General features: G+C 47.7%; 15 protein-coding genes. 9 read left to right on the top strand and 6 right to left on the bottom strand.

Annotated features, from left to right (window positions below; all coding sequences use genetic code 11):
• Nucleotides 1-117: 117 nt before the first annotated feature.
• The 6 genes from VA597_RS12480 to VA597_RS12455 form a co-directional block, all read right to left on the bottom strand.
• Nucleotides 118-3,048, bottom strand: a complete 2,931-nt coding sequence (locus tag VA597_RS12480; protein WP_326974683.1) for an AAA domain-containing protein — start codon at nt 3,046-3,048, stop codon at nt 118-120.
• A 43-nt stretch (nt 3,049-3,091) separates the two neighbouring features.
• Complete coding sequence (locus tag VA597_RS12475) at nt 3,092-4,228, bottom strand: hypothetical protein (protein WP_326974682.1); 1,137 nt, start codon at nt 4,226-4,228, stop codon at nt 3,092-3,094.
• Between the two features lie 204 nt (nt 4,229-4,432).
• Nucleotides 4,433-5,131: a DNA/RNA non-specific endonuclease gene (locus VA597_RS12470; protein ID WP_442872776.1), complete on the bottom strand. Its 699-nt coding sequence runs from the start codon at nt 5,129-5,131 to the stop codon at nt 4,433-4,435.
• Entirely contained in the window at nt 5,128-5,541 is a 414-nt protein-coding gene (locus VA597_RS12465) for a ribonuclease Z (RefSeq protein WP_326974681.1), read from the bottom strand. The genes VA597_RS12470 and VA597_RS12465 overlap by 4 nt, the downstream gene beginning before the upstream one ends.
• Before the next feature lie 10 nt (nt 5,542-5,551).
• Nucleotides 5,552-6,487 carry a 3'-5' exoribonuclease YhaM family protein gene (locus VA597_RS12460; RefSeq protein WP_326974680.1) on the bottom strand — a complete coding sequence of 312 codons (936 nt, stop codon included), beginning with the start codon at nt 6,485-6,487 and terminating at the stop codon, nt 5,552-5,554.
• 66 nt (nt 6,488-6,553) lie between these two features.
• On the bottom strand, nt 6,554-6,946 hold the full coding sequence (locus VA597_RS12455; RefSeq protein ID WP_326974679.1) for an HIRAN domain-containing protein: 393 nt from the start codon (nt 6,944-6,946) through the stop codon (nt 6,554-6,556).
• A gap of 255 nt (nt 6,947-7,201) precedes the next feature.
• Between VA597_RS12455 and VA597_RS12450 the strand changes: the two genes are divergently transcribed.
• From VA597_RS12450 to VA597_RS12410, 9 genes are all read left to right on the top strand, one after another.
• Entirely contained in the window at nt 7,202-7,576 is a 375-nt protein-coding gene (locus tag VA597_RS12450) for a CFI-box-CTERM domain-containing protein (RefSeq protein ID WP_326974678.1), read from the top strand.
• A 21-nt stretch (nt 7,577-7,597) separates the two neighbouring features.
• Nucleotides 7,598-8,593: a helix-turn-helix transcriptional regulator gene (locus VA597_RS12445; protein WP_326974677.1), complete on the top strand. Its 996-nt coding sequence runs from the start codon at nt 7,598-7,600 to the stop codon at nt 8,591-8,593.
• A gap of 170 nt (nt 8,594-8,763) precedes the next feature.
• Entirely contained in the window at nt 8,764-9,753 is a 990-nt protein-coding gene (locus VA597_RS12440; RefSeq protein WP_326974676.1) for a helix-turn-helix transcriptional regulator, read from the top strand.
• 142 nt (nt 9,754-9,895) lie between these two features.
• Entirely contained in the window at nt 9,896-10,504 is a 609-nt protein-coding gene (locus VA597_RS12435; protein ID WP_326974675.1) for a LexA family protein, read from the top strand.
• 49 nt (nt 10,505-10,553) lie between these two features.
• Nucleotides 10,554-10,784, top strand: a complete 231-nt coding sequence (locus VA597_RS12430; RefSeq protein WP_326974674.1) for a hypothetical protein — start codon at nt 10,554-10,556, stop codon at nt 10,782-10,784.
• A 19-nt stretch (nt 10,785-10,803) separates the two neighbouring features.
• On the top strand, nt 10,804-11,517 hold the full coding sequence (locus tag VA597_RS12425) for an ImmA/IrrE family metallo-endopeptidase (protein WP_326974673.1): 714 nt from the start codon (nt 10,804-10,806) through the stop codon (nt 11,515-11,517).
• On the top strand, nt 11,517-11,801 hold the full coding sequence (locus VA597_RS12420) for a hypothetical protein (RefSeq protein ID WP_326974672.1): 285 nt from the start codon (nt 11,517-11,519) through the stop codon (nt 11,799-11,801). Before VA597_RS12425 ends, VA597_RS12420 begins: the two co-directional genes overlap by 1 nt.
• Before the next feature lie 324 nt (nt 11,802-12,125).
• A complete protein-coding gene (locus VA597_RS12415; protein WP_326974671.1) occupies nt 12,126-12,635 on the top strand; it encodes a sigma-70 family RNA polymerase sigma factor in 510 nt (169 codons plus the stop codon).
• Nucleotides 12,636-13,150: 515 nt separating this feature from the next.
• Nucleotides 13,151-13,657, top strand: coding sequence for a hypothetical protein (locus VA597_RS12410; RefSeq protein ID WP_326974670.1), 507 nt, complete (start codon nt 13,151-13,153; stop codon nt 13,655-13,657).
• The last annotated feature ends 43 nt before the right edge of the window (nt 13,658-13,700 follow it).

Below are 13,700 nucleotides of genomic sequence, written 5' to 3'. Positions count from 1 at the left end.
GCAGAACAGAGCAAATTTTAAGGCGGCAGCGGACAAGCCACTGCCGCCTTTTCCTCACCATAGCGCCGGCGGGGGACGGATGTCAAGGGAGAAGCCGTCCCTCTCTTGCTCTTAACGCTATATTTCATCCAGTTTGAACTTGTGCCGTGCCAAGCCGCAACACTGCACATAGACCCCGTATGGTCCCAATTTGGCTTCTAATGAAGTATGATCCTGGGGACAGTGTTTCCCAAATTTGCCGAGACTGGAAAAATATTTTTCGATTAGATCAACTGTAATCATTCCTGAAGACTTGCAAGCTGGATAACCTGAGCATCCTAAAAAGAACTTCCCCTTCGTTTTAATTAACTTGAGCGGTTTGCCGCACTCGTTACAGCGCATATTGCTTGCAACAAATGCCGCAAAAGTTGCACCGTCATTTTCGCAATCTTGTTCTGAAGATAGTGTGCCTTGGTCAACCGTCCTGTTCATCTCGAGAAAGCCATACAGAGAATTCGCTGTGTGTTTTCCGTCAAATCTGATGATAGGACGATACCTTGTGGGCAAGACCGTCCCTTCTGATTTGAAATTAGCATTAGACAGCGGCTCGCCGAACCATACGATTTGCCTATCAATAAGAGTGATCGGATTTGCTGTGTATTTATTCTCAATGGTAAACGGCTTTAGTTCATTAGGCAATGTTGATTTGTCTTCTGCTCGGATTACAACCTTTACTCCGCTGTTCTTAGCTTGTTTCAGTGCGGTATATATTTTGCCTATGACTATATCAACACAACTCATTTCAGCCGGAATGTCGATACGAATCTCTCTTTTCGCATCAATAAGGTCACTTATAAAAAGCTCGGTGCCGTTTTGAGCGTTTATCCACTGATAGCAAGGATAATCAGGATTCAAGAACGCTTTTGTAAACTCGCTTCCTTCAATGCTTTGCGGAGTATGCTTATAACGATTGATTAGTTTGGAGAACATAAGGCTCGTGGACAAGCCCTTATTCTCCATATATGAAACATTAGCGATAGCAACAAACTTGCCCTTTGCACGTGTCAGCGCTACATTGAAAAGCCTGTTGGCATAATTATTATTTGTTGACGTTAATAGCGTTCCCGGAAAACGCTGGCGATAACAGTCAACCGCGTCATAGATTATGACATCTTTTTCGGAGCCTTGAAACTGATGCACCGTTGCACATGATATTGGGCGCAACGCCGGACACTGCTCAGCTGCGTCACGAGCCATCGCATGAAGCAAACGAGATTGCGCATTATATGGCGTAATGATTCCTACGTCGTATTTATCTGCCACTTGCAGAGCTAAGCCGAACGCCATCAACGCGCTTAGCGGGTTTATTCGCGACGAATCTGTCGTCTGCGTACATACCGACATCATTCCGCTTAGGTCGGCTATTCCGAGAGGCTGATCAAAAAGCGGAAGCGAATGTGTTATCGCAGACCGCTCACGTTCCATATTATCGGCAGAACGGAGCAGCGAGTGATACATATTGATGCTTGCAAAGTCCGCTATGAGTGGATGCATGCGATATTGTGTATCAAGCAGACAAAGCCATTCATGACTATGACCCGCTTCAACCGCGCTGGTGATGCCGCAATATTGGAAGATGTTGGCATTGAGTATTGAATCAGAGCTGTTTTGAACGATGGGGGGAAGCTGTTCGAAATCGCCCATACAGATAAAGTGCTTCGAGGCCAAGCTTGCCGCAAACACGATCTGTGGTATATAGGCCATACTCGCTTCGTCAAAAATTACGGTGTCAAATTTGCCTTCATAGATCACTTTGTCAACAACTGCTTTTGATACCGTGGTTGCGACGAAGGAAGCCGAACGAACAGACGCTTTTTCTTCCTCAGCAAGATGAGCTCGGATTTGAGCCAACCTCGCTCCAATTTCGACATAGCGCGGGGATGCCCTTGAAACGCCATTGCGTTCAACTGTAAGGCCTGTCCGCTCCTTCAATAAATCCGGATGATTATGTAATGCAAGATTATAAGTCGTAAGATACGAATGCTGTAAAAGTTCTTTGTTACGGGGGTATCCATAACGCACAAGTTTTCCGGCGCGTTTATTGCTGTCAAGCTTATCAACACGCATGATCGCACCGTCAACCGAAACATTGCTGTATGAGAGCATGAGAACACGTTCCCCCTGCGAAATATGCTTCAAAGCCATCTTTGCTAATGTTTCAGTTTTTCCAGTTCCGGGAGGCCCCCATACAAACGTGATCGGCTGAGAGAGAGACGTCTGACAAGCATTTTCTTGCCCTTTGGTGATCTCCTTACCATACTGAATTTTCTTAAATCCATCGCACACCAAGGCTTGGACGATTGGCATAGAAGCAGTATCTTTCAAATGGTTAAGACGCTCAATCAGCGAATTTATTAGCCGCCAAGGTTCCGCAGAGAACTCAATGGAAGAAACATCTCGGCTGAGGTCGGTCGCTGAGGATATAACAAGCGTGAAGTCCTCACAGTTTACGATACTTGCCGGGATGCTGCTTGTCCCCGACCAGAGTGTGATCTGCGTTCCGTCTGGGTAATTGAGTTCGCAATCAGCCTCAAAAGAATAAATGTAACTGCCATTTTTGTTCTCAATCAGTTTGCCGTCGAAAATGCGCTGCCGCTTACCCCCGTTGGTTTTCAGATAAGTTATTTCAGCAATCAGCGTTTTTTCGTATTGCTCACAAAATATGTTTACAGTTGGAAATGGGCGAAGCACAATGGCTTTTCCACCGCGAACTGCAGAACGCTCTTGCTCTTGCAAGCGCCGTTGAAAATTACGCGCTTCGACTTCTTGATGCTGCTTTTCCTGACGTTCTCGCTTTGCTTTCTCGTTTTCAGCAATGACGCTCTGCATTGCTGTGGCGGCGTTTTCATCAATAAGTTCGAGAAATGATTGAAAGCACGTCGGGTACTCGAATAGCCTGATTGCTTCGTCCGAATCAAATTTAACTGTGATGCGATTATCGGCAAAGCTTGTGATTATACCCTCACCAAATTTTGCTTTATGCAAGACTCTCTTACCAACTAAATCCAATCCAAAGCCCCCTCGCTTATTTCATGCTATTCAATATTTTCACTCATTTCATTAAGTTAAGTAGAGATTGCGTTTGGTTAGTAATATATGTCCGAGCAAGATCGCCAAATCCGCTCAATGGGTATTCTTTGGATAGTTGCTTTTCAACTCCAACTAAGAATCCCAAACATTCAGCGGTAAATTTTGGCCCGTCTGCTTCCCTATGCGCCTGCCCGGATAAACCGGCTATTATTACAAACATTCTGTTTGACATTATGCCTATCAGCTCGCCGAGTTCGTCACCGTTTTCAACATGCATATAAATGTCATAGCCAGAAAACTCAAACTCTATTGAACATATCTTCATGGCATAATCCAGTATACCTGCTTTATCATGGGTGTTTCTGCTTGCCATATTAACCATGTCATATAGCATCGAAATGTAGAATATTGGCAACATTTGATTTAAATCAAGGCCATCTTGTTCACCGGCAGCATAAAGAAGAGACATGGCAATATTGGTTATTCGTTGCTTGTGCTCCAAATAAGGGACTTCGCCAATAAAGTCCAGATCGTTTTCCGGGAGCTTCCGACATTCAATAATTTGCATATGTATTGCCTTGATAAAAAATTCGCAGATAGGCAATGCAACTTGACTCTGCGGTTTTCCGAGTATTGAGAACCGCACAACAATCGAAGAAAAATAGTCCGCCACTTTTGAAAGCGTGCCTTCGTCGCTTTTCGTAACATACATAGCCTTGAAGAAAGCAATCCAGAATGTCCCTACGGAGTTTTCTGATATTCCCACAAGTGCGTCCATTTTATGCTGCGTATCGTTATTGCTGTGCATTGATGCCAAGAACTCATTTTCTGAGAAGCCAACACTCATATTTTTAAAATAAAAATCAAGAAATGACTTCTGTTCAGAGGATGGTATTCCGCCTTGAGCCTGTAAGACTTTTGCAAAAGCATAGACCGGCAATATAATGCTTCCAGTTCCTATTTCGTTGGGAATGCAATTAGGATTTGCCTTCTCGGAAACCTCGGTAATTGCATTGAACAAGTCAGAGGCAGCACCTGCGATCTCTTTATTGCATTGCTGATTAAATTTCCTTGCTCTGCGTTCCAGCTTTTCTTTGTCACGGTAATAATCTCTTACCGTTATCAGTGTAACAAGTGTTAAGTGATCCCAGAAATCCATATTAAAGCCTCCTCAAGCTTGCTTTAAAGATTAAATAAGAAGTTATCCGTAAAGGAAAAGTCAATGTTAGATTCCGTTTCGTTAGAAAAATAAGTATTCGCTGTTAGCCTCCACAGGTTGTTTAATCGCTCTATGGTTTGCACTGACCGCACTGTTTATATCCCAGGGCGATAATCATCGCGCGACCCGATATAAGCTTGCTTTTTAGCTGGATTCCGCAGCCGGCGTATAACTTTCGGCCAGCGTGCTTTCTCCGGTGACATAGTCGATGTTAACGCCGGGCTGGACGTTGTAGCAGAAGACGCAAAAACATATGCCCTCGCCCTTATCCTCGACAGACTCCGCTTCCATCAATACCCCGGAAGCCACAAGGTTATCACCGTCGAATATGGGCGTTACCCGATAAAGTACATGGTTGTCCGTTTCCTTTATGTAGTCCGCCACCATGTTCTCAAATGGCAGCATGCCATCGACATTCAGATAGCGGGTACCGGTGATCAGGTTCTTTTTATTCGCGTTTTCCGCAGTGAGCTGATAGCCGATCAAATGGCATCTGTTATAGAGATATTTGCCGTCGATGCAGTCGTACTTGACCGTGTGCCAGCCCGTGGGCTTTATTTGCCCGATCGAGCCGCGCTCCTTCGTGGGCATCGTGTCCGTGGAAACGCTGGCATAGGCGACTCCACAGCGGCCAAGGCCGTCAAGCTCGCTGTAGGTTTCAAAGGATGTCGTCGTCAGATCGGTATCGGAAAAATACGGCTTATTGTCATTGATGTTGACATATGCGCTGCCGGAATAATCTGGAATTGAGTCTAAGGAGTAGGAGCTTTCTGCGGAGCAGGCGGACAGAAGCAGCCCGATCGCCAGAAACAGCGGGAGCAACGCGCGAATGGACTTTTTCATCGTGTATAGATCTCCTCTGTAATTTTATCGTGAGAAGATCCGGCAAAGTCCTCCGTATGGACGAGCTTCCACCCGCCTTCGGCCAAATCAACAGAGAAAGTTTGATCCGCCGGATACCGCCGGTTCCAGCGGTACAGGATAATTTTTTCGGCCCACCGTAGGTAAGGGGTGACGTCGCAGTCCTCAACAAAGCAATATTCGCCGTCGCCCGCCTCAGACATAAAATTATCATCCACATTGATCTGCGGCGCATTGTTTTCCGAGAACTGCTTTACGGAATAATGATTCATCCAAAGCTTACTGTCCTTCGTAGCCTCCAGGATATGCTCTCTCAGAACCCGATCCTGGCTCTGCCTGCGACGATTGAACATCATCCCCATGTTGTCGTCTACACATGCAATTATTATCATTGTTTTCCCTCTAATTATGGTGGTAGATCCTACGATCCAACGCAAAGATTCTCCTGCTGAATTCCCCAGTGGGAACTTCCTCCAGCGTTTCGCGGTAGATCTCCATGCGGCTGTCAATCATATCAATATACGATAGCAACTCTCCCTCAGCACACATCGGCCGGACAGCGGCACCGAACTCCGGCTCTCCGTGGTGGGACAGAATAAGGTGCTGGAGCAGCACCGATTTTTCCTCCGGCACATGTAGCTCAGCAGCGACATTGGCTACTTCGTGAGCGCCCATTACGAGATGCCCCAGCAGTTGCCCTTTCATGGAATAATCTGTGACAAGCCCAAGCTGCGACGTTGTAAACTCCTCGCATTTCGCAAAATCGTGGAGCAGAGTTCCGGCGAGCAGCAGACTGCGGTCGATTACCGATTCGTACAGTCCGGCCAGAAAATCGGCGGTTTGAAGCATATACGTCGTGTGCATCAAAAGCCCGTTCAGAAAACTGTGGTGGACGCTTTTGGCTGCGGGGATGCTTTTAACTCTCTCACCGTATTTGCCAAGCATCTCCTTGCAGATTGATCTGTAATCCTGATCCTCTATTGTATCAACAGTTTCCTGCAACTTCCTCCAAGTTGTCTCCACGTCGATCGGCGCCGTGGGCACCAGGTCGCCGACACTGTATTGGTCGTTAGTGTCAGCGAGGCGTAAGCGCTCCACCGTAATTTGCACTGTTCCTTTAAACTCGGACACAGTCCCACAAATTTTCACCACAGCCCCGGTATCTTTCGGCGTCACGGGGCCGGTATAATCCCAAATCTGTGCGTCGATCGTGCCTGTACAGTCGGACAAGACCATGCTCAGGAACGGTTTCCCGCTCATTGTTGTTTTTGCAAACGCATCCCGCAGCAGGAAAAATCCTTCGATCTGGTCGCTGATGCTCATATCTTTGATGTACATGACTTTACCTCTATTTCTTTTTAATACACAGATAATCATACCACACATCGGAAACTTCGGACTATCTTAGAATCCGATTTTGGCCTTTGGTGTGCTGATATCCCGTGGCTCGGCTTGCATTGTGTTCGGGGCCATATCTGGTGCATCATTTTTCTCGACTTCCTCTTTCGGCACTACAATTGCAATCACGCTGGAATGCGTGATGAACATTACCTGCGCATATGCGTAATCCTCAAACTTGTCATAGAGCCTGCCGGCGCTGCAGGTACCGGCGAAAACAGTTCCCACGCTGTTGGCCACGTAGCCAATCGTGTCGATGAACGGAAGCTCGACACGAATCGCTTCCGGATCGTGTGGATTGTCAGGCTCTTTGACCAATTTAACAAGGCGATTGACCTTATACGGGTTCATGCCGAGATAGTGGTTCATGCCGGTGATCGTGACAAAGTAGTTTTCCATGACGCGGACTCCTTTCACAGATGCTTTTTATTACACCTACATCATGCGTCAAAGGCTGTCCAATAATCAGGACTGTTTAGGAAAACGGAGAAAAAGGCCATGCCTTTAGATTAAATACGATGTACTGATTATTACAATTTTGGTTGTCATACAAATTCAATTATGATATCCTGATGTTGTCCTGAGTATTGGACACCACTTTCATTATGCTTATAACATAACCGAAAGCATAATGAATGAGGGGAGGCAATCCACATGTCGGATGATTACGGATATTTTGGAAAAGGCATCGATGGATATGTGCAATACATGCAGACTTTTAACGAGGTCAAAAAAGGCGGGGGCGGCGGCCCAAAAAAGAACGGCTGCTACATTGCAACCGCCGTCTATGGGTCTTATGACTGCCCGGAAGTATGGACGCTGCGTCGGTTCCGCGACTACAGGCTGAAGCGGACAGTGCCCGGACGTGCTTTCGTCCGCTGCTACTACGCCGTCAGTCCCGCCCTGGTCAAACACTTCGGTGGTGCGGAGTGGCTGAAGCGGCTTGTTCGCCGCGGCCTGGACCACTTTGTAACCAGCCTGAAAACCTCGGGCGTGGAGGACACACCCTATAACGACCCTGAAAATTAGCATTTATGGGAGGAGTTCCATATGGCCCGATCAGAACGTCAAAAATTAAAGCTGCTCTATCTGCGCGATTACCTGCTGCGGAATACGGACGAGCAGCATCCCGTAACGATGAAGCAAATGATTGCCTACCTTGACCAGAACGACATCCCGGCAGAACGCAAAAGCATCTATACCGATATTGAACTGCTTCGGACATATGGTATGGACATTATCCAGGAGTCGGGCAATTATTACGTCGGCAGCCGATATTTTGAGCTGCCGGAGCTGAAACTCCTCGTTGACAGCGTCCAGTCCTCAAAATTTATTACATACAAGAAAACCGGTTCTCTGATTAAAAAGATCGAAGAAATGGCCAGCATCTATGAGGCACAACTTCTTAATCGTCAGGTCTACGTTACGAATCGAATCAAGAGCATGAACGAGTCCATCTATTACAACGTGGATGAGATTCATAGTGGAATAGCCCATAACAGAAAAATTCGATTTCACTATTTCGAATACGACATTGCTAAAAAACGTATATTCCGAAAGAGCGGGAACTTCTATGAAGTAAGCCCCTATGCGCTCACCTGGGACGACGAGAACTATTACATGGTCGCCTTTGATTCAGATGCTGAAATCATTAAGCACTACCGCGTGGACAAGATGGCGGATATCTCAATAACGGACCAACAGCGTGACGGGCAGGAACATTTTGAATCTCTGGACATGGGTACCTATGCCAAGAAAGTATTCGGCATGTTCTCCGGCGAGGAGCGTTCCGTCAGGTTGAGGGTCGCAAACCACTTGGTGGGGGCAATTCTGGACAGATTTGGGAAGGACGTTTCCCTTGTACCCGATGGGGATAATCACTTCACCGTATCGGTTGATGTTATTGTCAGCCCGCAGTTTTTCGGATGGATCAGTGGATTTGGGCCAGATATAGTTATCACGGCGCCGGATGCCGTAGTTGAACAGATGCGGAGGCACATCAGTGCGATCAATGAGCAATATTTGAATAGCCCAACGGTTGGATGAGTACCCACGGCCACGATCACTTATTTCCTGCCGGACGAGAAGAAGTCAGGCGGCGCGTATGTGACCGTTGCAGGATCGGTAAAGAAGATAGATGAATATGAGCGCAAAGTTGTACTGACAGATAGGAAAGCTATTTCCATTGATAACATCATGGATATTGAGGTATCGCCATGAACATAGAAAACAAACTGAGGCCGATCTATATTGCCAAAATACTACTGGAAAGAACCGATGAAGATCATGTTCTCACCACGAACGAGCTCATTGATATTCTGGAGCGGGAATATCACATCAGCGCCCACCGCACCACAGTCAGCGACGATATTCAGGTGCTGGCGCAGGCGGGCCTTGACGTTGATATGATCAAATCCACGCAAAACAAATACCGTGTTCTTTCCCGCACCTTTGATCTTGCAGAGATTAAGCTTCTGATCGACGCGGTGGAATCGTCAAAATTCATTACAGAGAAAAAGAGCGAGAGCCTGATTAAAAAGCTCCAGAAGCTGGCCAGCATTCACAGCGCGGACGCGCTGAAGCGAAATCTCAAAGCATGCAGTCGCTTCAAGCCTGACAATGAGGAAGTGTTCTATATTGCCGATACAGTGAACGCGGCGATCAATGCCGGTAAAAAGATTGCGTTTCAATATTACGACTACAACGCGCAAAAGGAAAAGACGCTGAAGAACGGTGGTCAAGAATACATATTCAGTCCGTACTACCTGGTCTGGGATGGAGACTGTTATTACATGGTAGGCTATTCCAAAAAGCACCAAAACATTGGAAACTTCCGGATGGACAGGATCTCTCAGCAGCCGACGATTCTGGATGAGCCTGCCGCGCCGGTTCCAACCGACTTCAATATCAATGACTACATCAAGACCTCCTTCCGAATGTACAACAGCAAACGCCAGAATGTGGAACTGATCTGCGACAACAGCACCATGGACGCCATTCTCGATCGCTTTGGAATGGACGTGGAGATCCATGAAAATGATTCAGCTTCATTTCGTGTCGTGGTTGACGTTGCCGTCAGTCACGTCTTTTATGCTTGGGTGTTCGGCTTCGGTGGCAGGGTGAAGATCAAAGCGCCGGATGATGTCAACGCGGCATACGGGAAAATGGTTCGTGATGCCGTTCAAGCACTGGATTCGGAAATATGAAATCAGACGTTAAGTGATGAGGTGTTGCCTTTAAGCGACACCTCATTTCTTTTTGGGAAAATCTTCTTGTAATTCAAGCTGGACTGCGTATAATGATAGTAACGAAGCAGACTGCTTCTTTATAAGAATTGGAGAGGTCATTATGAAAAAGCGCAGCCCAGAAACGATGAAAAAAATCCGCGATTTTGCCGAGCAGTATTATACGGATTATGGCCGCTCTCCTTCCACCACGATGATAGCCAATGAGGTAGGCGTTTCCAGAGGCACCGCCTACAAGTATCTCGTTGAAATGAACGAGAAAGGCATAATCTCCTATGACGGCAAACGAATTGCAACGACTCTGACGCAGAACAGTAACGCCGACCGCTCCCTGGCTCCCATCGTCGGCACGATTCGATGTGGCTCCCCAGAAGAAGAACGGGAGGAAATTCAGGAGTATGTCTCTCTTCCCGCCTCCATCTTCGGATATGGAGATTTTTATATTCTCAAGGCTAAGGGCGATTCCATGAATCTGACTGGCATCGACGAAGGAGACCTGATCGTCGTTGAAAAAGGCGTACAGGAACGGGTTGGCGATATCGTTGTGGCGCTGGATGATGATAACTGCAATACGCTCAAACGCCTCGCCTATGATAAAAGTAGACGAAAACACTATTTGCAGGCGGAGAGTAGCAATCCCGCGAATCACGATCTCTATCCCCGGCGCATATCGGTTCAGGGTATTGCCCGAAATGTAATTAAAAAGCTTTAAGACGGAGCCGGACAAGCTCCGCAGATGATTTGACAGGAGGTGCAGTCCCATGCAGAAGGTATATGTTTCCGTGATCTGCAAGTGCGACAAGGAAGGCGTCACGCTGCCGATCCGAATCTGCTGGGACGACGGCAGGAGCTGGAACATCAAAAGAGTCCTACACGCCTGCACCGCTGCGCACCATGAATTTGAAGGAATTCGCTACACGATTAAGATAGGAAGTGCGGAAAAATATCTGTACAGAGACGGCCTGCAATGGTACGTTGACCGTTCTCCGTAGTGGAGGTGGAACATAGATTATGGCGATTTTTTCCTATGAGCAATTGGACGAGCTTGGCGACGGCCTGATCCGACAGTATCTTGGGAAAGAGTCTGGCACGGCATTCTGCGTTGATATTGAAGGCTTTGTGACAGATTTCCTTCACCTACCGCTTCTGTATCGCTCCTTCGCCGAGCGTGACACCGATAAGATCGGATTCATCTCGGACGGCATTACACCGCTGCTGATCTATGAGAAGAAACAGGCTACCCCGATTGTGTATGAAAAAGGCACCATTGTGATTGAACGTTTTCTGCGCCAGGAACCGGAGAGCGGCAGGCGCAGGTTCACCATTAGTCACGAGGGAGCACATTTTGTGATGGATCGAACCGTGCCCCAGGCGAGTTTCCATCGTGAATTTGACAGCCAACGCGTTTATTCTCCGGCTGAGATCAAAGATCTGTTCAGTTTCAAAGAGGCCATGATAGACCGGCTGGGTGCCGCGCTGCTGATGCCCCAATTTATACTCTGGAATGTAATGAAAGCGTTTGACGCGCCAGAGCACATCCCGATTTACGGCGACAGCGTCCTTCGCGTTTCAGACCGTCTGCTGATTCAAGAAATGGCTAACGCAATAGGTGCATCCTTTGCGGCTTTTCTGTATCGGCTCAAGGAGCTGGGTATCCTGCAGCGGCATGACATTTCGGAATACATTGTCGGCGAACTTGGCATTGGGACTGGCGGTGATGCCTGATGAGCGAGGTTCGTGCCTATCACCAAAAAAGAGAGCTTTCAGATGAGAAAAGAAGGAAGCTGTCCGACTCCAAGCAGGAAACTGCGGCATTGACACTCAGGGATATCTACTGCCCCTACTGCGGCTATCTCGTCGAGCGCGTGTTTTCCGATATTACCGGCCACAAGATGGTGTTCTGCAAAAAGTGCAAAGAGGAATACCCGGTAAATCTCGGCTATTTCCGCCGTATGAAACGTTGGCACGTTTACGCCGCTTGCCGGCGGCGGGATCGCCAGCACCGATAAGGCTCCTACAATTGAATCATTCGCAATACGACTTCTAATCGAGCAAGCGGAGAGAATCAGATGAAAATCTGAGGAGACTGCCAAGCGCCGTACAAAGCCGGATTGGAGCACAGAACCTCTGTGTCCATTCCGCTTTATACGGCGCTTTTTTGTGTGTTTCTGCACGCTGCCCGATTGCTTTGTACCGCGTTAAAAGTCCTTTCCCATCTGCTCGGGAAAGGACTTTTTTATGTTCTGCGGCCAATGGCAATGCCAGATCGCTGAATACCCGTGACCTCTGAGTTTTGATTTCCATTCAAAATTCAAAAATTCGGAGGTTACAAAATGTTTTATTCAAAAAGCATCTATGCGCTCAACAAAAAAGACAGGGACGCCATCGTATATGAGGATGCGGATGGTAGTTTGATTCGACTCACCCGTGAGAACTTCCCCAGCGAAGAAGAGTTCCTTCGCTTCAAAGCGTGGTCCGATGAAAATTATCATGATGCCGAGTGTGAGTGCCATGCATATTCGGACAACACGCTTTCCCTGGAGGGACTCTCGGAAATGGCTGTCGCAGTTGCATCGGTAGAGGATTCCTTTATTGCTGATATCGAAGAACAGAATCGAAAAGCGATCTGCTGCCTGCTCATGAGCAGTATCGCAGAATGCCTTACCGACTTGCAGCGTCGCCGTATGTGGATGTTTTGTGTGGATGGCGTTTCCACCCATGCAATTGCAAAAAAAGAGGGCACCTCTCAGCAGAATATTTCCAGATCAATTCTGGCTTCCAAGAACAAAATTAGAAAATATTTTGAAAAACAGGGTGTCAAAAACCCGTTTTTGCCGCGATAGGTGAAGGGATTATTTCAAGTCCCTGCATTGTTCCTTGAAAAACACCGCCCCGGGCGGTCATATCCGACAGCGAGAATACGTTAGCTAACGGTCCTGCGAAACAGGAAAGCGATACCGGGGATGCGCCAAGACCCGCCTGTGGAGAGTTCTCCATTAAGCGAACGGCCAAAAGGCGGCGAGCGCGCACCCATCCCCGGCAGGCGGCTTCGGTAAGCCGCTGCGCAATGATCCCGTCAGCCTACAATGATACTTCCGCCCAGCCACAGTTTCAAGCAATGGGGGCGGCTCGGAGAGATCCTCGGAGGGGTTGGATTCCCATGAAGCGGCGCCAGCCGCTGTTCTCGTTCGTCGCCTTGGCTCGGGGAGTAGTGTCGAACAGAGCCATTTTTCAAATCTGACTTAATGTCAGAAGCCATGGGGGTCGCTCATCATGTAAGAACTTAGCCGCAGGCTTGCTCAACCAAACGGAGCGGCCCCTATTTTTGTGATATTAAGATTGAAACGAGGTAATTGAAATGATGATTTCAGAGAACAGCTATACGATCAATCAATACGGGAATCTGAAGATCCCCTCAAGAGAGCTGATTGCAATGGGCCTATTTGCCGGAATGCACGTCAAGGTGGCGTTTTTGACGGAAGACGGCGAAAAGAATACTTTTCGTGAGTTTCTGCTTACGAAAAATTCACTGACGGAAATCGACGCGGAACCGCGGTTTCAAATCCCTGCAGAACTTCTGCGTCAGGCCAAAATTGCAGAGGATGCGGATATCCAGATGATTGTTGTGGACGGGGCAATCCTGATTAGCCAGGAGCCCAGCCTGAACATACAGGAATTGCACGCGATTTCGGATTTACTGGGTCTTGCGGTCGGCATGACTGAAGAATTACCAGATGATCTGCCTGCCGTGAAAGACGGGTTGCAGCAGGCCCTTTCGGATTTTATGGATGAGGAGATGAGCAGTAATGAATATGACACAGGATGCGGCGACACAGGAGAAGGAAATCACAGAAACTGTGATTGACGGCGTTACCGTTCGCCTTTCCTTTTCGGATTCCGGCAGCGAT

The organism is Caproicibacter sp. BJN0012 (assembly GCF_035986805.1).
In the GTDB taxonomy this organism is placed as follows: domain Bacteria; phylum Bacillota; class Clostridia; order Oscillospirales; family Acutalibacteraceae; genus Caproicibacter.
This window is presented reverse-complemented; position numbering and strand designations above follow the sequence as displayed.

Coding starts and splice junctions, on each gene's coding strand:
- VA597_RS12475 (WP_326974682.1), bottom strand. CDS start 4,228: ATGGATTTCTGGGATCACTTAACACTTGTTACACTGATAACGGTAAGA.
- VA597_RS12470 (WP_442872776.1), bottom strand. CDS start 5,131: ATGAAAAAGTCCATTCGCGCGTTGCTCCCGCTGTTTCTGGCGATCGGG.
- VA597_RS12465 (WP_326974681.1), bottom strand. CDS start 5,541: ATGATAATAATTGCATGTGTAGACGACAACATGGGGATGATGTTCAAT.
- VA597_RS12460 (WP_326974680.1), bottom strand. CDS start 6,487: ATGTACATCAAAGATATGAGCATCAGCGACCAGATCGAAGGATTTTTC.
- VA597_RS12455 (WP_326974679.1), bottom strand. CDS start 6,946: ATGGAAAACTACTTTGTCACGATCACCGGCATGAACCACTATCTCGGC.
- VA597_RS12450 (WP_326974678.1), top strand. CDS start 7,202: ATGTCGGATGATTACGGATATTTTGGAAAAGGCATCGATGGATATGTG.
- VA597_RS12445 (WP_326974677.1), top strand. CDS start 7,598: ATGGCCCGATCAGAACGTCAAAAATTAAAGCTGCTCTATCTGCGCGAT.
- VA597_RS12440 (WP_326974676.1), top strand. CDS start 8,764: ATGAACATAGAAAACAAACTGAGGCCGATCTATATTGCCAAAATACTA.
- VA597_RS12435 (WP_326974675.1), top strand. CDS start 9,896: ATGAAAAAGCGCAGCCCAGAAACGATGAAAAAAATCCGCGATTTTGCC.
- VA597_RS12430 (WP_326974674.1), top strand. CDS start 10,554: ATGCAGAAGGTATATGTTTCCGTGATCTGCAAGTGCGACAAGGAAGGC.
- VA597_RS12425 (WP_326974673.1), top strand. CDS start 10,804: ATGGCGATTTTTTCCTATGAGCAATTGGACGAGCTTGGCGACGGCCTG.
- VA597_RS12420 (WP_326974672.1), top strand. CDS start 11,517: ATGAGCGAGGTTCGTGCCTATCACCAAAAAAGAGAGCTTTCAGATGAG.
- VA597_RS12415 (WP_326974671.1), top strand. CDS start 12,126: ATGTTTTATTCAAAAAGCATCTATGCGCTCAACAAAAAAGACAGGGAC.
- VA597_RS12410 (WP_326974670.1), top strand. CDS start 13,151: ATGATGATTTCAGAGAACAGCTATACGATCAATCAATACGGGAATCTG.